The sequence below is a fragment of the Stenotrophomonas sp. 21LCFQ19 genome (genome assembly GCF_056861425.1).
This window is the reverse complement of the sequence record NZ_JBSPUF010000004.1, coordinates 280,025-299,954: the sequence shown is the minus strand read 5'-3', so window position 1 is coordinate 299,954 and position 19,930 is coordinate 280,025. Positions and strand designations below refer to the sequence as shown.

The window sequence follows — 19,930 nt, the reverse complement described above, 5'->3', positions numbered from 1 at the left end:
AATGCCATCTGAAAAGCTGCGCCGTTTGGCTGAACTCATTGACGGTTTCGAGAGGGACGTCCCGCTGTTGTCTTCCTGCCAGCGGCATGACCGGCTTACCGCCATATTGCGATTCACCATGCGTCTTGGGGGCGTTGGCGACGCCCGTGTTGAATTCGAGATTGATCGCCTTCTGCTACGTGCCTGCAATGCAGCGTTATCGTCCACGAATTCGGCCACTATCGTCGTTTAGGTGGCCAGGATTGGCGGGATGATGCAACGCTTGTGCCGCCCGCTGAGCATGTTGTCGAGTAGGCCGATCTGATCCCTCGGAGGAACGGCGGGCGCCAGGCGCCGGCCCGCTGTTACATTTTCGAAGTGGGAATGTGCGAGCTGATTATGAATACGATTGCGTCAAGGGGGCAGAAAGGTGGATGACAAGGTCACGGCGTCACTGACGAGTCAGTTGGCCAAGGGATTGGGCTCATGGCGTCAAGTGTTGCAGTGGTTGCGGAGCGTGCCGATTGCCGACGCGGTCGATCGCAGGAATGCGCCAATGCTTCAGCTTATTTCATTTCTGCTGGCGGCTTTGCCTACGGGAGCGTGGTGCTATCGCGCTTTTCTGGTGGATATCCCATGGAGGTCGGGTGAGTTCGCCAACATGGCGCTGTCCTTGTCGGTGAGCTTCATTTCCGCAATGAGCTTCGTGCTCGTCCGCAAGGGAAGATTCAAGGTCGCCTCATATGCATTGCTGTGTGTTTTCGCTGCGACGATCGTTCCTGCGTACTTGATCTCGGGCTTTGGCGCACAGCGCTTTGAACAACCGGTATTGGCAATCTGGATGGCGATTGCTGCGTTGGTTGTGGGGCGTGCAGCGCTATGGACGATGTTCTTCAGTATTGCGGTCGCATTCGCACTGGGTATAGGCGTCGACATCGGGAAGCAGGGCAGCGCGGCCGAGCTGGCCGGCGATGCGGCCTTCAGTACCGCGATGTTCCTGATGATCTCGGTGGTGCTGGATCGGACTTCAGTCGCTCTCCGCGAGAGCCTGCAGGAGGCAAAGGCGCGCGGTGATGCGTTGGTTGTTTCCAATCATCGGCTGACCGAGGAGATGGCAGAGCGGGAGCGCACCTTCACTCAGCTGGTTCAAGCGCAGAAAATGGAGGCCGTCGGAAGGCTTGCCAGTGGTGTTGCGCATGACTTCGGGAATGTTCTGGCAGTTGCCAGTGGCTACGTGCACATCGGACTGCATTCCGGGAATGAAGCGAAGATGCAGGAATCCCTGATGGGTGTGGATCTGGCGGTGAAGCGTGCAACATTGCTGAATCGCAGGCTGCTGTCGTTGGTCCGGCAGGAGGAGGGGGCGGAAGAGTGGTTCGATCCCGGAGAGGCATTGAAGGCGCTGTTGCCGATGATTCGGCAATTGATGGGAGCAGGGGTGAAGGTAGAAGTCGCAGTGGATGAGGGGCTGCCGGCGGTGTTGTTCGACCGGCTGCAGTTCGATCTCATGATCCTGAATGTCGCCGCCAATGCAGATCATGCGATGCCTGATGGTGGGGAATTCTTCCTTCGAGCGTACATGGACGACAATCGGTTGGTGTTGGGATTGGCAGACTCTGGAGAAGGCATGGAAGGCGCGGTGCTGGCACAAGCATTCGATCCGTTCTTCACCACCAAACCGCGTGGAGAAGGGAGCGGCCTTGGTCTTTCTGTCGTTCGCGATCTTGTCGAGCGGGCTGGTGGCAGCGTGAGTGCAGAAAGCCGGTTGGGCATCGGGACAACGATTTTCATCCGTTTTCCCGACTACCTGATGGAACCGAGCCAAGCCTGACATCGCTGCAACAGGGGGGGGCGAGATTCGAGCGGGCGATGCATTCGCCGTGATCGCGAATGAATGGTATTGCGAATCATTCGCAATTGACTTAACGTATCGCCCGCCGGCGTCGCGCCGGTCCCTCCATGAGACCCGTCGATGAACTTCCGTCCTTTGGCCAGCCTGTTGCTGGCCGCTGCGGTACTGCCTGCCCAGGCGCATACCCCGTACCTCGCTCCGGCCACCTTCAAGGTGCAGCCGACCAGCACGGTTACCCTGGATGCCAGCTTCGCCGAGCATTTCTTCGTGCCCGAAGTCGTGTTCGACAACAGCGAGTTCGTCGTCACCGATCCCGATGGCGTGCAGCATGCGCCCGATGTGGTGCAGCGACTGAAGACCCGTGCCGTGGTCGAACAGACCCTGCCGGGCAAGAAGGGCACGTACCGCTTCTCTACCGGCAACCGCCTTGGCGCCGTGTTCCGTACCTGGGAAGTGGATGGTCGCAAGGAAAGCAGCCGTGATCCGGCCAAGCCACTGCCGGCCGGTGCCACCGTGCTCTCGCATTACCAGAGCCTGTCGCGCTCGGAGGTCTACCTCACCGCCGGTGAGCCGACCCGTCAGGCCTTGGCGCCCTACGGCAAGGGCCTGGAACTGGTGCCGGTGACCCATCCATCGGACCTGTATGTCGGTGAGCAGTTCGTCTTCGAGGTGCATTACGACGGCAAGCCGTTGCCGGCACAGAAGGTGGAGATCCACGCCGCACGCGGCGATGACGAGATCCAGCCGGCTCCGGTCGAGCTGAGCACAGACGCCGCTGGCAAGGCCTCGTTCGCCCTGCAGCAAGCGGGCGCTTATCTGGCCCTGATCCGCTACCGCGGCCCGGCACCGGCTGGTGCGGCCGCGCCGGAATACGGCAACAACTACACGCTCAGTTTCCGCGTGCTCGAACCCTGAGCCGCTTTCCAACAGGGATATCCCAGATGAAAACCTACTTTGCTGTTGCCACGATGCTGGCAGCGGTGCTGGCCCCGCTTGCCTCGGCGCAGACCGCCGCACCGCCCGCGGTGTCGCCGACGGTCACCGCCTTCCTGGCCCAGTTCGATCCGGACAAGACCGGAGCAGTGAGCTGGGAAGCCTTCGAGCAGTTCCGTCGGCAGCGTTATGACGCCACCGATGCGAACAATGACGGGCACGTCGATCGCCAGGAGTACGTGGACGAATACCTGCAGCGCTTCGATGTGCGGCTGGCCGACGCGCGTGCCGGCCACCTGCGCCAGACCGATACCCGCTTCAAGGCGCTGGACCGCGACCAGAACGGCAGCATAAGCCGGGCCGAGTTCGATGCCGCCGGTGAGCGCACCTGGGCTGGCTACGAGAAGAGCCAGGACGCCACCCGGGAAACCGCAGCCAGCGATAACCGTGATCCGCTGAAGATGCCGACTTCGCATACCGCCAACGGCATGATCGAGCTGTACGACCGCAATGGTGATGGGCTGGTGGAGCGCGCCGAGTTCGACGCCGCCCGTGCCGCGACCTTCGCCGCTGCCGATACCAACGGCGATGGCGTGCTGGATCTTGCCGAATACACCGCCGAGTTTGAAGGCCGACTGGATGCACAACGCAGCAAGGTTCGCGACGCGGCAAGCCGCCAGGCCGGCGTGCGTTTCGATTCGCTGGATACCGACAAGGATGGTCGCATGACCTTTGCCGAGTACCAGGTGTCCGGCAAGCGCCTGTTCGACCGCGCTGACAGCAATCGCGACGGCATCGTTGACGCACGCGATCCAGAGCCGGTTGCCGGCGCCCACTCGGCCAACGGCAACCGTTGAGCCGCGCGTACCGGTCGCTGCCTGCGACCGGTCGCTCCAGTTTCTGCAATGACACGGCGCCAGTCTGGCGCCGGTGCCCCCCAGCCGGCATGGTCCATGTGATCGAGCAGCCAGGAACGGCGTAGTCCCCGCCATTACCTTTCTGTGGAGATCTCTGATGAATGCAGCTGTATCCGTGCTCGCGTTGGCCGTACTGGCCAGCCTGTCCGGCGTCGCCCGTGCCGAGGCGCCGGACGCCTCGAACCTGGACACCGTCCGCGTTGAGGCCGAACGGGCAAAGAAGAGCAAGTCGCGCAACCAGAACGTGACCGTGCTCAGCGCCGCCGATCTCGATGCCGAGATGGCCAACAACATGGAAGAGGCCATCCGCTACATCCCGGGCGTGAGCGTCGTGGACATGGGCCGCTTCGGTGACAACGGTTTCAACATCCGTGGCCTGGAAAGCGACCGCGTGGCGATCACTGTCGATGGCCTGAGCCTGGCCGAATCGGTGGAGACGGCGCGCTCCTACGAGTTCTTCCGCAGCGGCCGCGGCGATGTGGACATCGATACGCTGAAGAGCCTGCAGGTGGTCAAGGGTGCCGATTCGATCACCTCCGGCAGCGGTGCGCTCGGCGGCGCGGTGGTGTTCACCACCAAGGACCCGGCGGACTATCTCAAGCCTGAAGGTAACGACACCCATGTCGGGGTGAAGTTCGGCTACAGCGGCTCCAACGACGAGACCATGGGCACGCTGAGCTTCGCCAACCGCACCGGCATCGTCGAGTCGATGCTGGTCTATACCCGCCGCGAAGGCCATGAAAGCGAAAGCTGGTACGACAGTACGGTGGACCGGATCGGTGTCGGTCGGCGCACGCCGGATCCGGTCGACAGCACGCGCGACAACCTGCTGGGCAAGGTGGATCTGCAGTTGTCGGATGCGCACACGCTGGGCTTCATGTACGAGCGCGGCCGCGCCCACAACGAAGTCGACAATCTTTCCCGCGTCTACGCACCGGGCTACCTGGAGCGCAAGGGCGACGATCGCAATGACCGCGACCGTTATGGCGTGAGCTGGCAGTGGCGTGCAGGCAATGCCTTGTTCGACACCCTTGATGCACAGCTGGATCGCCAGGTCACCGACAGCCGTGGTGTTACCCGCATTCTGGCCGGCAGTGGTTGCCCGGGTGGTGGCGCTCCCTGCAAGCGCAGCGAAGACCGCGCCACCGAGCAGACCCTGGACCGCGCAGCATTGGATTTCAGCAAGGTGGTGGAAGGCCCGGTGCGGCATGACATCGGCTACGGCCTGGCCTGGCAGCAGCGCGACATCGATTACACCGCAGTGGACACCCGTTGGAATACGGCTGGCGACATTGCCAGCGTGGAGCATGATCCGCGCCAGGTGCCCAAGACCGATGCCCGCTCCTGGAACATGTACGTGCGCGACAGCCTGAGCCTGTTCGACGAGCGCCTGCAGCTCAGCGGTGGCCTGCGCTATGACCGCTACGATTACTCGCCGCAGGTAGACAGTACGTTCGTTGACAAGACCGGCAGCGTGCGTGACCTTCGCTTCTCGGCGCCGAGCTGGCAGGTGGGGGCGGAGTTCCGCTTCCTGCCAGACCATGCGCTGTGGGCGCAGCTGGGCCGTGGCTTCCGTGCACCAAGCGTGGCCGACCTGTATTCGCCGACCAGCGCCAGTGCCGCGTTCGATGCAGTGAGTGGTGCAGCCATCCAGCTCGACACCTCGATGTCCAACCCGGACCTGGACGCGGAGAAGAGCCTGAACATCGAGCTGGGCTACCGCTGGACCACCGACCGCGCGCAGTTGGGGTTCTCGGTGTTCCGCGACCAGTACGACAACTTCATCGAGACGGTGACCACGGCGGTGCCGTATGCCAATGGCTACCGCACCACGGCAACCGGTCCGGTGCAGTACAGCTACAACAGCACGATGCCGGTCAATGCGGGCAAGGTGACGGTGAAGGGCGCCGAGCTGGAAGGGCGTTGGCAGATTGCCGACGCGTGGTCGTCGCGGATGGCGGCGGCGTACAGCAAGGGCGAGAAGCACAATGGTGATCCGCTGGAGAGCATCGTGCCGGCCAGCGCGGTGCTGGGCGTGCGCTATGCGCCTTCGCCGTCGTGGAACGTCAGCGCCAACCTGACCCACGCCTGGGGCAAGAGCGCCAGCGATGCCTACACCACATCGGCCAATGGCACGCAGGTGGTGCCGGCATGGACGGGCAAGGCCGATGGCTACACGGTGCTGGATCTTACCGGTACCTGGAACATCACCTCGCAGTTGCGACTGACTGCAGGCCTCTACAACCTGACCGATCGCGAGTACTACCTGTGGCAGCGCGTGCGGGTGATCAACAAGGGCACCAATACGCTGTACGGCTACGTCAACGATGACGGCATCGGGCGCTACAGCGAGCCGGGCCGGAACGCCCGCGTCACGGTGGCGTATTCGTTCTGAGTCACGGGGGGCTGTGACCAGTCCCTTGCCCCTGGAACAACAGCGTGGAGCGCAGGCTCCGCGCTGTTGTTCTTTTGGGGCCGGTGTGGGTCTGCATGCAGGCGACAACGCGTCCAGATGTTTTGCCCAACGCGCCCGGAACACCGGCTAAGCTCAGCAATCCGCACCGGAGGCTGCTGGCAATGCCGATTCGCACAGATCCAGGTCGTCGTCGCTTCATCACCCACTCCGCAAGCCTGGGCATGCTCGCCGCGTTGCCTTCGGCGCAAGCGCTGGCTGCCCCGTGCAAGAGCACCGCCAGCGGTAGCTGGATTCCGGACGATACCTTCCTCGCCGAGTTGCCGCGGATCATGCAGGCCTTCGCGGTTCCAGGCGTTGGCATCGCCGTGGTTGACGAGGGTGCTGTGGCATGGAGTCGTGGCTTTGGCCTTGCCAACGCGCAGACACGCACGCCTGTGGGTGCGAGCACGGTGTTCGAGGATGCGTCGCTCAGCAAACCGATGTTTGCCTACCTGGTGATGCAGCTGGTGGAGCAGGGACGCATCGACCTTGATGTTCCCTTGGTGGGTTACCGTCGACCGGACTACCTCGGCGATCATCCGTGGATTGCGCTGATCACCGCGCGCGATGTACTGCGGCATACGACAGGTCTGCCCGATTGGCGCAAGTCGCCAGCGACGGAGAAGCTGGTGCCTATGGTGAAGCCTGGTACGCGCATCAACTATTCCGGTGAGGCGTTCGTGTGGCTGCAGCTGGTGGTTGAAGCAATTACCGGCCAGAGCTTGGACGAAACCATGCAGATGCATCTGTTTGGTCCGGCTGGCATGAAGGACAGCAGCTATACGTGGAACGCGGATCTGGCGGCACGCTCGGTTTATGGTCATCCCGCGCACGACCGGGTCGACGGCGGAGTGCCACGGCAAGTCCTTCGCGACCAATGGGGCGTCGCCCAGCAGGTTGCGGATCGCTGGGGTAAGCCGCTGTCTGGGTGGAAATATGAAGATGCCGAACGTGCGATGCCGGAAGTCCTGAAGCTGGCGCCATCGGGCCTGGTGATGTGGCCTGGCGACATCCTCGCCAATGCAGCGGCAAGCCTGCGCACGACGGTGCAGGACTATGCGACCTTCCTCAGTCTGATGATGGCGGGCCGGCAACGCGCGTCGTGGGAGATCAGCGAGGCGGCGCGGCAAGCCATGCTCACGCCGCAGATCAGCTTGCCGGGCCGCTGGACCGAGAAAGGACTGGGTTGGAACACCGAGCAGACCCGTGATGGCCCGGTGTTCTACCATTCCGGCAGCAACAGCGGCATCTTCAAGAATTTCGCCATTGGTGACGCGCAGCGCAGGCGAGGCATCGTGGTGCTGACCAACGGTGGCAGTGGCTCGTTAGTGCATCAGCGGGTGGTGCGCGCGGCGACGGGGTATGACCTGCTTTCGTACGATCTTTGACTGATCCTTCGTGACCTGACTGGCAACAACAGTTCCGGCGGGAAAGCGCCTGGCTGCGGGTGATGCAAGCACTCCAATTCAGTGCATGACTCGACGTTCCTGGATGACTCGCGTGGCTCAGGTTGATGCGGCGAGCTACTCACCATCAGCTTGAAACCCAACCTTCTTGTGGCTGCCATCGCAGAAGGGCTTGTTGTTTGAATGACCACAGCGGCATAGCCAGGTTTCGCTGAGGCGGTCGATGGTGCGGCCGGTGCCGCTGACCACTTCGAGATTGCCGATGACGTGCAGCGGGCCGTTCCTGGTGGGGTTCACCTGCAGCGGGCCATCGCGTTGTGGCAGTGCTTCGGACTTTTTCTCTACCGGTTCACCGGTGGCGATGAAGCCGCACTCGACATGGCGGTGATCGCAGAAGGGTTTGTTATGCGATTCGCCGCAGCGGCATAGCGTGGCGCGCATGCCTTCGTCCTTGCCGGCGATCAGCAGGGGAGCATTGAAGGCGAGTGGGCCGTTCTCACGGATATGCACCAGGTTGACCACCGGCGCAGGTTCGCTGTGGCTGCCGTCGTTGTATTCGTAGCGGATGGCGCCGGAGGGGCAGTTGCGTGCGATCAGCGCCACTTCTTCCGGGACGACCGCATCGGGATGGATCCATTCGCCGACCACATTGGGCACGAACACATCCGGATGGCTGAGCACGCAGTTGCGTGAGTGGATGCATCGTTCACCGTCGAAATGGATGGTGACGGTTTTGCCGCGTACGGTTTCGGTTGCCATGGGCTGCCTCCGCTTCGGAACTCGCAGTGTCGCGCGGAAGAGGTGAAGGCGGGGCGTATACAGCAACATCTTTTTTGTGGGAGCGGCGTGAGCCGCGAAGCTGGGGTCGATGAAACCGCCGTTGGACCGGGGCTTGATGGGGTACGAGCTTCGCGGCTTACGCCGCTCCCACAGAAGCGGGTTATTTGCGCACTGCCAGCACGCCATCCAGCGCCAGTTCGGCTTTGAACCCTGCCTTCTGCAGGCGGGTGGCGACTTCGCGGGGTACGTCACGGCCGCTGGTGAGCTTGTTGGGGGCGCCGGTGTAATGGAACAGACGGCCGCCTTTGCGCAGCACGCGGGCGAGGTGGTCGTAGAACACCTGTGAATACAGCTCGCCGGCAATGCCGAAGCGCGGAGGGTCGTGCAGGACGGCGTCCATCGAGGCATCGGCGATGGTTTCGATTTCCTTCGACACATCACCATGGTTCAACTGCAGGCGGCCACCTGCGTGTTCATCATGCGGATCCGGTGACCACGGGTTCAGGGCGCGCAGCCACAGCACTTCCGTGCTCTTCTCGAACGAACGGATGCCGGCCACGCCTTCATCCAGGCAGCAGGCGGCGAAGTACCCCATGCCGCCGCAGGTATCGAGCACCTGCTTGCCGCGCGGTTCTACCAGCGCCACCTTGCGGCGGGCATCGTCCAGCGGCGAGATCTGCGCGCTGACCAGCATCTTGATGCCGTCAATCTCGAAGGTGGGGATGCCCCAGTCGGTGGGCACCAGCTTGTACAGGCCGCTGCCGAAGCGCGAGGCGGCGCTGAACTCCTCGCCGTCCCAGTAGTAGATCGTGCGGTCCTTGAGCTTGGCCGGCCACGGGTAATGCTGGCCCTTGTACTGCCAGCTGTCGGCGTTGAGGCCGATGGTTTCCTGGCGGCGGCCCAGGTCGAGCGAGGCGCTGAGCTCGCTGCTGCCCTTCTTCAGGGCGCTCTGTAGCTGCTCGAGCAGCGGGCGGGTGAGCAGCGGGCCGGTGTAGTGGGGCATGGGTACGAAGCTGATGCGGGGGAGGGAATGCTACCGCAGGGTGGATTTTTGGGGGTTTGGTTCTTCGCGAAGAGCACCCCTCCCCAGCCCTCCCCTTTGCTCCGCAAAAGGGAGGGGGCAGAAGCTCCCTCCCTTTGCCGCAGGCAAGGGGAGGGCTGGGGAGGGGTAGCTTTGGACGTTCAGGCGTTTGCCGGGAACCCTGCACCAACCAGCGCCCAGCGACCCAAGCAGGCATAATTCGCGCCCCTCATCTTGATTCTGCCTGCGCTGCCGCACCCCATCGGCCAGCGCCGGCGGCCAGCCCGTATGTCCTTCCTGCATTCTGAACTGGCGCAATGGCGCGCCAATCCCCTGCGCGAGATGTTGGCCGGCGCCGTGGCCACCTTCGCGCTGATCCCCGAGGTCATCGCGTTCTCGTTCGTGGCCGGGGTGGACCCGCAGGTTGGCCTGTTCGCTTCCTTCGTGCTGAGCATCGTCATCGCGGTATTCGGCGGGCGGCCGGCGATGATCACGGCGGCTGCCGGTTCGGTGGCCTTGGTGGCGGCGCCGCTGATCAGCGCGCATGGCCTGCCGTATCTGTTTGCCGCCGGCCTGCTGGCGGGCGTGATCCAGATCGTATTCGGCGTGCTGCGGCTGGGCGTGTTGATGCGCTTTGTCAGCAGCTCGGTGCGCACCGGCTTCGTCAATGCGCTGGCTATCCTGATCTTCGCCGCGCAGCTGCCGCAGCTGCACGGCGCCACTGCCGCCACCTGGGCGATGCTGGCGTTGGGCCTGCTGATCATCTACGGACTGCCGCGGCTGCCCCTGCCGGGCATGCGGGCGATTCCGTCGCCGCTGATCTGCATCGTGGTGCTGAGCGTGCTGGCATCGTGGCTGAAGCTGGATCTGCCCACCGTCGCCGATCTGGGCAAACTGCCGGATGCGCTGCCGCAATGGATGGGTCTGCCATCACTGCCGGTTGATCTGGAGACGCTGCGCATCATCGCGATGCCGGCCTTGGCGATCGCGATGGTGGGCCTGCTGGAATCGATGATGACGGCGCGGGTGGTCGATGAGCTCACCGATACGCCCAGTTCCAAGAACAGGGAGTGCACGGGTCTGGGCGTGGCCAATATTGCCGCCAGCCTGTTCGGCGGCATTGCAGGCTGCGGCATGATCGGGCAGACCGTGGGCAACGTGAAGTACGGTGGACGTGGTCGGCTGTCGACCTTGTTTGCCGGCGTGTTCCTGCTGGTGCTGATGGTGTTGTTGAAGCCCTGGGTTGGGCAGGTGCCGGTGATCGCGCTGGTCGCGATCATGGTGATGGTCAGCGTGTCCACCTTTGACTGGCGCAGCCTGGGCGCACTGCTGCGGCATCCACGCCTGTCCGGTGTGGTGATGCTGGCCACGGTAGCGGTGACGCTGGGCACGCACAATCTGGCGGCCGGCGTTGGCGTTGGTGTGTTGCTGAGTGGTGTTTTCTTCGCGCTGAAGGTGGCGCGCCTGTTGCGCGTGGAAACGCTGGATCAGGCTGATGGCAGCCTTCGCCATGTGGTGCGCGGGCAGGTGTTCTTTGCGTCCGCGGATGCCTTCATTGATGCCTTTGATCCACGCGTTGCCGAAGGGCGTGCGGTGACGATCGATCTATCCGGTGCGCAGCTGTGGGATATCACCGCGGTGGCGGCTTTGGAGAAGGTGGTCAGCCGCTATCGCCATCACGGCGTGAAGCCGCGCGTGCTGGGGCTGGACCGACAGGCACGGACGCTGATGCGGCGGGTGTTGCGCGAGGGTGAGCTCGCTGTGGATGACCCAGCTTTGTAGGAGCGGCGTAAGCCGCGAAGCCGGTGGAGCTGCCGATTACCAGGTTGATTGCAATTACAGGATCTTCTTCGGCGGATAGCTCGGTTGCTTCGCGGTTTACACCGCTCCCACAAGCGTTGGCCGCAGGTGTTGCTGTTGTAGGAGCGGCATCCGCCGCGAAGCTGATGCACTTGCCGGTTGCCTGGGAGTTTGCAATTGCAGGAACTTTCTCGGCGGATGGTGCAGTGGCTTCGCGGCTTACGCCGCTCCTGCAAACACCAGAGGGCTTACATCACGTCCCAGGTGTAGCCGCCGCGTTCCAGCACCGATGCGGCCAGCGATTCGACGATCTCATCTTCGTTGCGCTCCAGTCCCCGCACGTTGCGCGCCATGCGCCGGCGCGCCTGGCGGGCGAACAGGCGGGCGATCTTTACCGCGTCGTCCGCTGCGGGGTGACCGGCCTGCAGCAGGCTCTCCACGCGCGACAGCACGCACAGCCCGACGAACAGGTCGATGGCGATATCGGCTACGCGCTTCTGCGCGTGCTGCTGGTCGGCGATCTTCTTGCCGTGCTTGCGCAGCAACCGGTCCGAGGCCTTGGACAGCTCCACCGTGTACTTCTCGCACAAGCGCGCCAAGGGCCGCAACGCATCATTGAGTGGTGCGCGGATACGGCCAGTGCCGTAGCCGGTGGCTTCACGCACGCGGCGTCCGGCATAGTCGCTGAGCACGCCGAAGCCCTTGATCGGGTCGTTGAAGATGCCGCCGACCGCGCTCTGCAGCTCACTCAATGTCGCGCCCACACCCTTCAGGCCATTCAGTGCCACGTACAGGCGCAGGATTTCGTTGGTGCCTTCGAAGATCGACAGGATGCGCGTATCGCGGGTCATCTGCTCGTAGGGCAGTTCGCGCATGAAGCCGTTGCCGGCAGCAATCTGCAGGGCCTCGTAGCAGCTGCGCTGCACCGCTTCGCTGGCGAATATCTTGCTCATCGCCGCTTCCACCGAGTAGTCGGTGCGGCCGCTGTCGATCAGGTGCGCCACCATCCACACCGTGCTTTCGGCGGCGAAGCAATCGGCGGTCATCTGTGCGATCTTCTCGCGCACCAGGCCGAACTCGGCGATCGACTGGCCGAACTGCTTGCGCTCGCTGGCCTGTGCGCAGGCCATGCGGATCAGCGCACGCATGCCGCCGACCGCACCGCCGCCCAGACCCGTGCGGCCGCTGTTGAGGATGTTCATCGCCACCTTGAAGCCCTTGCCGACCGGGCCCAGCACATTGGCCGCGGGAACGCGTACATCGCTGAAGGCGACCGTGGTGGTGGACGAGGCGCGGATGCCCATCTTGTCTTCGTGCGGGCCGTGGCTGACGCCTTCCCAGCCGGCCTCGACGATGAAGGCGGTGACCTTGCCTTCGGGCGTGTCGGTACGCGCGAACACGGTGTAGAAATCGGCGATGCCGCCGTTGGTGATCCAGATCTTCTCGCCGCTCAGCGTCCAGCTGCCGTCGTTGTTGCGGTGTGCCTTGGTGCGGATGGCCGCGGCATCGGAGCCGGCGCCGGATTCGGTGAGGCAGAAGGCCGCGATCATCTCGCCGCTGGCCAGTCTGGGCAGGTAGCGCTGCTTCTGCTCGTCGTTGCCGAACAGCAGCAGGCCCTTCATGCCGATCGAGCTGTGCGCGCCGATGGTCAGCGACACCGAGCTGTCATGGCTGCTGGTCTGGCCCAGCACGCGCGCGTAGGCACCGTTGGACAGCTCCAGCCCGCCGAATTCCTCCGGAATGATCAGCCCGAACAGGCCCATGTCGCGTAGCGCCTGGATGAATTCCGGCGGCTGCTCGGCGTGGCGGTCGTACTGGCGCAGCTCGGCGGTCTTGTCGGCCAGGAACTGGTCGATGGCATCGGTCATCGCGCCCAGCATCTCGCGGTCACGTTCACGGATCTGTGGGTAGGGGAACAGCACATCTTCGGCGATATGGCCAAAGAACAGCTGCTTGGCGATGCTTTCATCCAGGTTCTGTGCTGCAACGGTATTCACGTACGGCTCCTTGTGCTGCGAACGATGACGGCGTTTGCCCGATGATGACCCACTCTTGCCACAGGTTCACACATTCGACGGGCACAATCGTGGAACTCGTTGTGCTCTTGTCGGTCTTTGCAGTGTGCCGACGTACCGTGACAGGGCCGGTTGTTGCCCTGCGTCGTCTTTTGCTGGAGTTGCATGCGTTCCGATCCTGCTGCCGAACCGCTATGGACCCGATTGACTGCCGGCGTGGTTGCCTTGGCGTTCATGTCCGGGCTGGTGCGTTTGCTGTTGCAGTTGCCGGAGCTGAACGTTGCACGGGAGGAAACCCGGATCCAACTGCGCTGGTTGCTGACCTCGCCCCCAGCTGCGGCGCGTTTGCCGGCACAGCAAGCCGTGGCTTCGGCACTGCAGAATCCACCGCTTGCGCAGGCAGTGGCCAGGTTTGACCGGCCTGTGGTTGATGTACCGCCTGCGACTCCGTCGCCTGCCGTGACTGCGGCACCTGCAGCGAAGCCAGCACCAGCGCAGACGGGCTGGTCGCAGCGCCTGTATGGCAAGGACGGCAGTTTGGCGGTGCCCACCGACGGTAACGCCACGCGCCAGAAAAATGCGACCGAGCGGGTGTTCGAACACCGCGATGCGTTGGCCACCGGGGTCGGCGAGCGGCCGCTGGAGGAGTTGGTGTCCGGCATGTTCGAGGACAAGACGAAGCCGCCGACGTTGGGCCAGATTGGTGCCCGTTTGATCCACGGTCCGGATATCCAACCGGCGCAGGCACGGCGCCCGCCCGAGGTTGCGTTCAATCCCAGCCTGCATGAGCGCAAGTCCGATCTCGGTAGCGAAGCCACCGGCGATGCCTACAAGGCCGCGCCCATCCGTTACGAGAAAGCACCGGACATGAAGGGTGAAGCCAGTCGCCGCATTCGCGTTGCGCTGGGCGCGCTGGAGCAGCGCTATCCGCGCTGCAATGGGCAGCAGCGCCGGCAGTGGCTTGCGCCGGTGATGACGCACCTGGATGCGCTGCAGCGCGCCGAGTACCGTTTCAACAATGGGGCCGATCCGGTGGAGGCCGAGCACAGCCTGCTCAGTGCCGCGGACAGCGCCTATGACATGGCCCGGCGCGCACTGTGGGATGCCGAGCGGCGCATGAAAATGTGCACTTGAGCGGCGGTCATCCTGGGCCAGCGGCGGGCTTGGCTGTCGCCATTGCCGGTTCCCGCTGAGCGGCCTGCGCGTCAGCTGCCGGACAAACCGGGACAAAACAGGACGACTTTCCTAAGTTATTGTCTTTGAATGGTTTTTCGCCGGTTTCGCATGCCTAGAATCGGGCGTCTTCCCTTTCTGGTGGTGCGATGAAGTCGATCGGTCTGTTGTTCTCCACGCTGGCGCTTGTTTCCACCTTCGGATGCCAGGCAACGCCGGTGCCGGTGCCGTTGGCAGGTGTTGGTGTCGCCCCGGGGCATAGCCACGCGCTACCCAAGCATGCGTTGGTTGGCTATCTGCATAACTTCGACAACGGCCAGGGCCTGTTGCCGGTGGGCAAGGTGGATGAGAGCTGGGACGTGATCGTGCTGGCCTTCGCCGATGACATGGGCGAGGGCAAGGTGGCGTTCAACCCGGATCCCGCGCTGGACCGCACGCAGCTGATTGCCGACATCGCCGCCAAGCGTGCGCAGGGCAAGATCGTGGTGCTGTCGTTCGGTGGTGAACTGGGCACGGTGACCTTGAACACCCAGCGCGACGAAGACAATTTCGTCCGCACCACCGCCGATGCGATCAACACCTACGGCTTCGATGGTATTGATGTCGATCTGGAAAAGATCGCAGGTGTGGTGCACGGCGCGCCGGTTACGCCACACCTGATTTCGGCGGTGAAGCGCCTGCATGGCATGTACCCGAACCTGTATGTGTCGATGGCGCCGGATCATCCGTATGTGCAGGGCGGCATGGTGTCTATGGAAGGCATCTGGGGTGCGTATCTGCCGCTGATCGATGGCCTGCGCGAGGAACTGGATCTGCTGCATGTGCAGCTTTACAACAACGGTGGTCTGCCCACGCCGTACCGCGCTGAGAAATATCCGGGGGGCAGCGTGGACATGATGGTGGGCTCGGCCAGGATGCTGATCGAAGGGTTTGATCTGGCCGGTGGCAAGGGACGCTTTGCTGGGTTGCGTGCGGACCAGGTGGCTTTGGCCCTGCCGTCGGGTCTGCGCGCTGCAGGCAATGGTTATGCGACGCCGGTGGATATCAATCGTGCCTTCGATTGCCTGACCATGGCGAAGCAATGCGATGAGGTGAAGCCGAGCCAGCCGCATCCGGATTTCCGTGGCGTGATGACCTGGTCGATCAATTGGGATGTGGCCGATGGGCGCGCGTTCTCGGGTCCGGTAGGCGCGCATTTGCGGGCAGCACAGCGGCGTTGATTCTGGCGGGAGCTTATGCGGTTTTGGTTTTTGCTTGAAGCAAAAGCAAAAGCAAAAGCAAAAGCAAAAGCTCCCCTCATCCGGTGCTTCGCACCACCTTCTCCCGTGAACGGGAGAAGGAAAGAGCCACGGCCACCACAGAAGCAACAGCAGAAGCAACAGCAGAAGCAACAGCACATATGTAGCCCGGGTAAGCGCAGCGCACCCGGGGCTGTTGGCGGCCTATCGGAATGACCGCCAGAGCTCCACCCGCCGGCTGTGCTTGCCCGGTCCCGCTCGCTGCGCGGCCAGGCAATCCGTTGGCATTCAGGTGTGTTCTCTCACTCCACCCAGAAATGCACCAGCGTCACCAACTCATCACTGCGAAACCCGGGATACAAGCGCTGCATCACCGCAAGTAATCCTGCAGGCGTGCGACAGCCAGGATCATGCTCATCGCGCAGATCGGCTTCATCCAGGGCATCAAAGGCCCGCAGTTCGGTCTGCAGTGAGATCGGGCCCAAATGGCGGCCTTCACCCAGTTCGATACACGCCTGCGCCACCCCATGCCAACGCGCGCCTCGCCGTACGCTGGTGTTGCGTCCGGTATGGAATTGGGGGTTGTCAAAGCCGAGCAGGGGCACGGTCATGGGTGCTGGAAGGGGCTGGAAAGCAGGTATTCATTCTGGGCGCGATTGGCGGCTTTTTCATCACCTGCCGTTCAAACGGGCAGGCTCAGCATCGTCTCCTTCCTCACGATTGGATCTGGCCCCATGCCGCGCGCGGCCGCACTTGTGCTGTTGCTGCTCTTGTACGGGCTGTGCGCGCCGTTGCAGGCGCGCACGGTGTACCGCTGCGTGCTGAAAGGCACGGTCAGCATGGCCACTGCGCCGGAGCCGGGCTCCAACTGCAAGGCCATCGAGATCGATGACAACGCCGTGCAGACCCCCAATCTGTGGGGCAACTTCGGTGTGTTCAGCGGCACCCTGTATGAGCGCGAGCAGGATGGCAAGCTGGTTTATTCCACCCGTAACCTGCCGGGCTCAACGCCTTATCTGCGTTTCACTGTGGCCACGCCGCCGGGCGAGCCGGCCCATGAAGGTCTGGGCCGGGTGGGCACGCCGCAGTTGAACCGGCACGCCCCGCAATTCCGTGCCGCTGCCAAAGCCACCGGCGTGGATGATGCTTGGTTGCGTGCGGTCGCCCATGCCGAAAGCGCATTCGATGAAAAAGCGGTGTCGCCCAAGGGCGCGCAGGGGGTGATGCAGTTGATGCCGGAGACGGCAACCGAGTACGGGGTGAGTGATCCCCTGTCCCCTGCACAGTCCATCAGCGGCGGTGCGCGCTACATGAAGTCGCTGCTGCGTCGCTACAACGGTGACCGGACCTTGGCAGCAGCTGCTTACAACGCCGGGATCGGGGTGGTTGCACGTTATGGCGGAGTGCCGCCCTATGCGGAGACCCGGCAATACGTGGACAAGGTATTGGCCTTGTACGGGCGTTATCGCGAGGCGATGGGGACGGCGCCGGAGAAGCCTGCTTTGTAGTGGGTTTTTCTGGACTGAGAGAGGCAAAAGCAGGGCAAGAGCACCCCTCCCCAACCCTCCCCTTGCCTGCGCCAAAGGGAGGGGGCAGTTCGCGCGGCGCCGCAGCTTTGGCTTGAGCTCCCTCCCTTGCGCAGCAGGGGAGGGGTGGGGAGGGGTGCTTTTGCTCTGGCTTCAGTTTTCAGCACCAACCAGCCCAGCCTCCAGCAATCGCAACTGCTCCCAACCAACGTGATGCATCAGCTCGCGCACCACCACCAGCGCGGCAACGAAATCCGGGCGCTCGGGTATATCCAGGCTCTTTGCCGGCATCCCCGCCGCTACCTGCGCCAGCTGGTTGAATGCCCGCTCGACTTCGTCGATGTCCAGCTCACAGATCGCCTGCGGCGGATAGCCCAGCACGCCCGGCAAGGGCGCCAGCACTGCATCGGCACACTCCAATACCTCCAGCGAATCCAGGCGCAGCGCTGGAATCCATGGCATCAAGGCATCTTCGGTGCTGGCGATGGCCTGTTCCATTGCCTGCTCCGACGGCGGGAAATGCTGCAGTCCCGCCTCCAGCAGCGAGGGCAGTGACAGCGACAGGCTGATATCCGTGCTCTGCCCAGCCTGCAGGCGGATCGCCTCTTCTTGCAGATATAGATGCATACGGTTCTCCACCATGCAGGGCTTTCGGCGGTTTCGCCGCGGGCCGTGAGCGTCTATGGTGCCGGGTCCGTCGTTGGTTGGGTGTACATGGATCGCAAACATTGGGTAATTGCCGTCATCGCCGTGACCGGCGCCGCGCTGGCTGCCACCTTCGTGTGGGCGCCGCAGGCGCCCGCGCCCGCGGGTCCGCCGCCTACAGCGCTGGGCTGGCAGGCGCAGATCGAGTTGCTGGGGGGCGACGGCGTTGCGGGTAACAGCGCCGGCAAGGCCGCACAGACCCGCTTCAGTGATCCCTGGGGGCTGGCGATGGGTGGTGGCCTGTTGTTCGTCGCCGATGCCGGCGACAACAATCGCATTCTCTACCGCGGCCTGGACGGTGCCTTCCAGGTTCTGGCCGGTGGCACTGAAGGATTTGCCGACGGCCAAGGCGCGGCGGCGAAGTTCAATACGCCGTCGGGCATCGCCCTGGATGCGCAGGGCAATCTCTATGTGGCCGACACCGGCAACCATGCCATCCGCAGGATCAACGCGCAGGGCCAGGTCATTACCCTGGCCGGTGATGGCACGCCGGGCTTCGCTGATGGCAAGGGCGCGCAGGCGCGCTTCAATGGACCAATGGGCGTGGCGGTGGCTGCGGACGGCCGCGTTTATGTCGCCGATACCTGGAATGACCGCATCCGCGTGATTGCCACCGATGGCACGGTCAGCACCCTGGTCGGTGGCGCACTGCCGGGTTGGGAGGATGGGCAGGGCGCCCAGGCGCGTTTTGATACACCGACCGACCTGAAGTTCGACAGCCACGGCAACCTCTGGGTCGCCGACCTGCAGAACAACGCGCTGCGCACGGTCAGCAGCACCGGCATGGTCAGTACCCGGGTTGGCATGCCCAACGCCGATCGGGTGTTGTGGGGACCGATGACCCTGGCCATCACCCATGACGACGTGGTCTATGTTGGCGAGCGGCTGAGCGGGCGCGTGGTGCAGTTGTCAGCACACGGCCATATCGTGGCCGTGGCGGGCAACGATGCCCAGCGCTTCGCGCGCCCTGCAGGGTTGGCGCTGGCGCCGGACGGCAGCCTGCTGTTGAGCGACGCCGATGCCTATCGCATCCATCACCTTGTGCCACACATCGCGACAGCGGCCGATGCGTCGCCGCAACTGGGACCGTCGCCGGACAACCCGCTACCCGCCAATCAAGGCCGCTGGCCACTGGCACCCCAACTGGGCTGGCATGAAGTCACCGGCACGCTGGGCGAGGTGCGTGGCAACTTCAGCGGCGAAAGCAGGCACCACCTGCACAGTGGGTTCGATGTGCGCGGTGATGTGGGTCAGACCGTGTTGGCCATCGCCAGCGCCAAGGTCAGCAGCCCGGCATCGACCTGGACGCTGGGCGGCCAGGCCGAGGGTCTGTCATTGGACAAGCTCGACTACATCCATATGAAGGTTGGCCGCGACGCTGCCAATCGCGCACTGGATCCGGCGCGCATGCAGCTCGTCTACGACGAAGCCGGCCAGTTGGATCGCGTGCGCGTACGTCGTGGCACGCGCTTCCAGCCCGGTGATGCGCTGGGCAGCATCAACAACCAGGCGCATGTGCACCTGGCGATTGGGCCGTCGGGCTACGAGCGCAATGCGGTGCGGCTTGGTTTCTCCAACTACGCTGACCACGTGGCACCGAAGATCGACGACATCGCCCTGCTCGACAGCAACAACCAGCGCCTGATCGACAAGGTCGATGGGCGACTGCAGGTGCCACGCGATGGCGGTGGCCTGCAACTGGTGGTGGAGACCTGGGACCAGGTTGACAACAACCTGCCGCGACGCCGGCTAGGCCTGTACAGCCTGGGTTATCAGATACTCGACGCTACTGGCCGCGCGCTGCCTGGCTACGAACAGCCGCGTACCAACATCATCTTCAACCGCATGCCACCGCAACGCGAAGCGGTGAAGCTCGCTTATGCGGCGGACAGCGGCATCACCGTGCATGGCAGCAGCAGTACCCGCTTCCGCTACGTGCTGACCAATACCGTGCGTGATGGCCTGCTGGGAAGTGGTGAACTACAGCCTATGGAGTTGCAGCCGGGCAACTACACGATCCGGATCACCGCGAAAGACTACAGTGGCAATGAAGCTGCGCTGGGCAACAGGCTCGACGTCAGCATTGCCCACTGATTGTGCGCCCGCGTCCGCTCTGTAGGTGGGGGAATG

The 19,930-nt window shown here is 63.6% G+C and carries 15 protein-coding genes; 10 read left to right on the top strand and 5 right to left on the bottom strand.

Features of this window, described 5'->3' with window-relative positions:
• The first annotated feature begins 409 nt into the window (after positions 1 to 409).
• The 5 genes from AC13FW_RS06965 to AC13FW_RS06945 all read left to right on the top strand — a co-directional run bounded on the left by AC13FW_RS06965 (position 410) and on the right by AC13FW_RS06945 (position 7,524).
• Positions 410 to 1,810 (top strand): sensor histidine kinase, encoded by a 1,401-nt coding sequence (locus AC13FW_RS06965; RefSeq protein WP_482988628.1) that lies wholly within the window; start codon positions 410 to 412, stop codon positions 1,808 to 1,810.
• Positions 1,811 to 1,951: 141 nt separating this feature from the next.
• Positions 1,952 to 2,746 carry a DUF4198 domain-containing protein gene (locus AC13FW_RS06960; RefSeq protein WP_482988627.1) on the top strand — a complete coding sequence of 265 codons (795 nt, stop codon included), beginning with the start codon at positions 1,952 to 1,954 and terminating at the stop codon, positions 2,744 to 2,746.
• Positions 2,747 to 2,772: 26 nt separating this feature from the next.
• Positions 2,773 to 3,621: an EF-hand domain-containing protein gene (locus tag AC13FW_RS06955; RefSeq protein ID WP_482988626.1), complete on the top strand. Its 849-nt coding sequence runs from the start codon at positions 2,773 to 2,775 to the stop codon at positions 3,619 to 3,621.
• 157 nt (positions 3,622 to 3,778) lie between these two features.
• Positions 3,779 to 6,076, top strand: a complete 2,298-nt coding sequence (locus AC13FW_RS06950) for a TonB-dependent hemoglobin/transferrin/lactoferrin family receptor (protein WP_482988625.1) — start codon at positions 3,779 to 3,781, stop codon at positions 6,074 to 6,076.
• 182 nt (positions 6,077 to 6,258) lie between these two features.
• Positions 6,259 to 7,524 (top strand): serine hydrolase domain-containing protein, encoded by a 1,266-nt coding sequence (locus AC13FW_RS06945; RefSeq protein ID WP_482988624.1) that lies wholly within the window; start codon positions 6,259 to 6,261, stop codon positions 7,522 to 7,524.
• A 135-nt stretch (positions 7,525 to 7,659) separates the two neighbouring features.
• On the opposite strand, the gene AC13FW_RS06940 is transcribed toward AC13FW_RS06945, so the two are convergent.
• Both AC13FW_RS06940 and AC13FW_RS06935 read right to left on the bottom strand, forming a co-directional pair.
• Positions 7,660 to 8,301 carry a CDGSH iron-sulfur domain-containing protein gene (locus AC13FW_RS06940; RefSeq protein WP_482988623.1) on the bottom strand — a complete coding sequence of 214 codons (642 nt, stop codon included), beginning with the start codon at positions 8,299 to 8,301 and terminating at the stop codon, positions 7,660 to 7,662.
• 181 nt (positions 8,302 to 8,482) lie between these two features.
• Complete coding sequence (locus tag AC13FW_RS06935) at positions 8,483 to 9,325, bottom strand: class I SAM-dependent methyltransferase (RefSeq protein WP_482988622.1); 843 nt, start codon at positions 9,323 to 9,325, stop codon at positions 8,483 to 8,485.
• A gap of 306 nt (positions 9,326 to 9,631) precedes the next feature.
• On the opposite strand from AC13FW_RS06935, the gene AC13FW_RS06930 reads away from it, so the two are divergent.
• A complete protein-coding gene (locus AC13FW_RS06930; protein ID WP_482988621.1) occupies positions 9,632 to 11,125 on the top strand; it encodes a SulP family inorganic anion transporter in 1,494 nt (497 codons plus the stop codon).
• A gap of 266 nt (positions 11,126 to 11,391) precedes the next feature.
• Here the strand turns inward: AC13FW_RS06930 and AC13FW_RS06925 are convergent, their stop codons facing one another.
• On the bottom strand, positions 11,392 to 13,140 hold the full coding sequence (locus AC13FW_RS06925) for an acyl-CoA dehydrogenase family protein (RefSeq protein ID WP_482988620.1): 1,749 nt from the start codon (positions 13,138 to 13,140) through the stop codon (positions 11,392 to 11,394).
• A 183-nt stretch (positions 13,141 to 13,323) separates the two neighbouring features.
• Here AC13FW_RS06925 and AC13FW_RS06920 point away from each other — a divergent pair, with 183 nt between their 5' ends.
• A complete protein-coding gene (locus AC13FW_RS06920) occupies positions 13,324 to 14,292 on the top strand; it encodes a hypothetical protein (protein WP_482988619.1) in 969 nt (322 codons plus the stop codon).
• Between the two features lie 188 nt (positions 14,293 to 14,480).
• Positions 14,481 to 15,551, top strand: a complete 1,071-nt coding sequence (locus AC13FW_RS06915) for a chitinase (protein ID WP_482988618.1) — start codon at positions 14,481 to 14,483, stop codon at positions 15,549 to 15,551.
• A gap of 320 nt (positions 15,552 to 15,871) precedes the next feature.
• Here AC13FW_RS06915 and AC13FW_RS06910 read toward each other — a convergent pair whose 3' ends face one another.
• Entirely contained in the window at positions 15,872 to 16,180 is a 309-nt protein-coding gene (locus AC13FW_RS06910) for an ASCH domain-containing protein (RefSeq protein WP_296250503.1), read from the bottom strand.
• Between the two features lie 123 nt (positions 16,181 to 16,303).
• Here AC13FW_RS06910 and AC13FW_RS06905 point away from each other — a divergent pair, with 123 nt between their 5' ends.
• Positions 16,304 to 17,077 carry a lytic transglycosylase domain-containing protein gene (locus AC13FW_RS06905; protein ID WP_296250500.1) on the top strand — a complete coding sequence of 258 codons (774 nt, stop codon included), beginning with the start codon at positions 16,304 to 16,306 and terminating at the stop codon, positions 17,075 to 17,077.
• 171 nt (positions 17,078 to 17,248) lie between these two features.
• Here AC13FW_RS06905 and AC13FW_RS06900 read toward each other — a convergent pair whose 3' ends face one another.
• Positions 17,249 to 17,722: a hypothetical protein gene (locus AC13FW_RS06900; protein WP_481534354.1), complete on the bottom strand. Its 474-nt coding sequence runs from the start codon at positions 17,720 to 17,722 to the stop codon at positions 17,249 to 17,251.
• Between the two features lie 87 nt (positions 17,723 to 17,809).
• Here AC13FW_RS06900 and AC13FW_RS06895 point away from each other — a divergent pair, with 87 nt between their 5' ends.
• Positions 17,810 to 19,894 carry an NHL repeat-containing protein gene (locus AC13FW_RS06895; protein ID WP_482988617.1) on the top strand — a complete coding sequence of 695 codons (2,085 nt, stop codon included), beginning with the start codon at positions 17,810 to 17,812 and terminating at the stop codon, positions 19,892 to 19,894.
• Positions 19,895 to 19,930: the final 36 nt, after the last annotated feature.

Excerpts from the sequence above, each read along its gene's own strand:
- AC13FW_RS06950 (WP_482988625.1), top strand. The coding sequence starts at position 3,779 with ATGAATGCAGCTGTATCCGTGCTCGCGTTGGCCGTACTGGCCAGCCTG.
- AC13FW_RS06935 (WP_482988622.1), bottom strand. The coding sequence starts at position 9,325 with ATGCCCCACTACACCGGCCCGCTGCTCACCCGCCCGCTGCTCGAGCAG.
- AC13FW_RS06955 (WP_482988626.1), top strand. The coding sequence starts at position 2,773 with ATGAAAACCTACTTTGCTGTTGCCACGATGCTGGCAGCGGTGCTGGCC.
- AC13FW_RS06940 (WP_482988623.1), bottom strand. The coding sequence starts at position 8,301 with ATGGCAACCGAAACCGTACGCGGCAAAACCGTCACCATCCATTTCGAC.
- AC13FW_RS06930 (WP_482988621.1), top strand. The coding sequence starts at position 9,632 with ATGTCCTTCCTGCATTCTGAACTGGCGCAATGGCGCGCCAATCCCCTG.
- AC13FW_RS06960 (WP_482988627.1), top strand. The coding sequence starts at position 1,952 with ATGAACTTCCGTCCTTTGGCCAGCCTGTTGCTGGCCGCTGCGGTACTG.
- AC13FW_RS06900 (WP_481534354.1), bottom strand. The coding sequence starts at position 17,722 with ATGCATCTATATCTGCAAGAAGAGGCGATCCGCCTGCAGGCTGGGCAG.
- AC13FW_RS06895 (WP_482988617.1), top strand. The coding sequence starts at position 17,810 with ATGGATCGCAAACATTGGGTAATTGCCGTCATCGCCGTGACCGGCGCC.
- AC13FW_RS06915 (WP_482988618.1), top strand. The coding sequence starts at position 14,481 with ATGAAGTCGATCGGTCTGTTGTTCTCCACGCTGGCGCTTGTTTCCACC.
- AC13FW_RS06920 (WP_482988619.1), top strand. The coding sequence starts at position 13,324 with ATGCGTTCCGATCCTGCTGCCGAACCGCTATGGACCCGATTGACTGCC.
- AC13FW_RS06945 (WP_482988624.1), top strand. The coding sequence starts at position 6,259 with ATGCCGATTCGCACAGATCCAGGTCGTCGTCGCTTCATCACCCACTCC.
- AC13FW_RS06910 (WP_296250503.1), bottom strand. The coding sequence starts at position 16,180 with ATGACCGTGCCCCTGCTCGGCTTTGACAACCCCCAATTCCATACCGGA.
- AC13FW_RS06905 (WP_296250500.1), top strand. The coding sequence starts at position 16,304 with ATGCCGCGCGCGGCCGCACTTGTGCTGTTGCTGCTCTTGTACGGGCTG.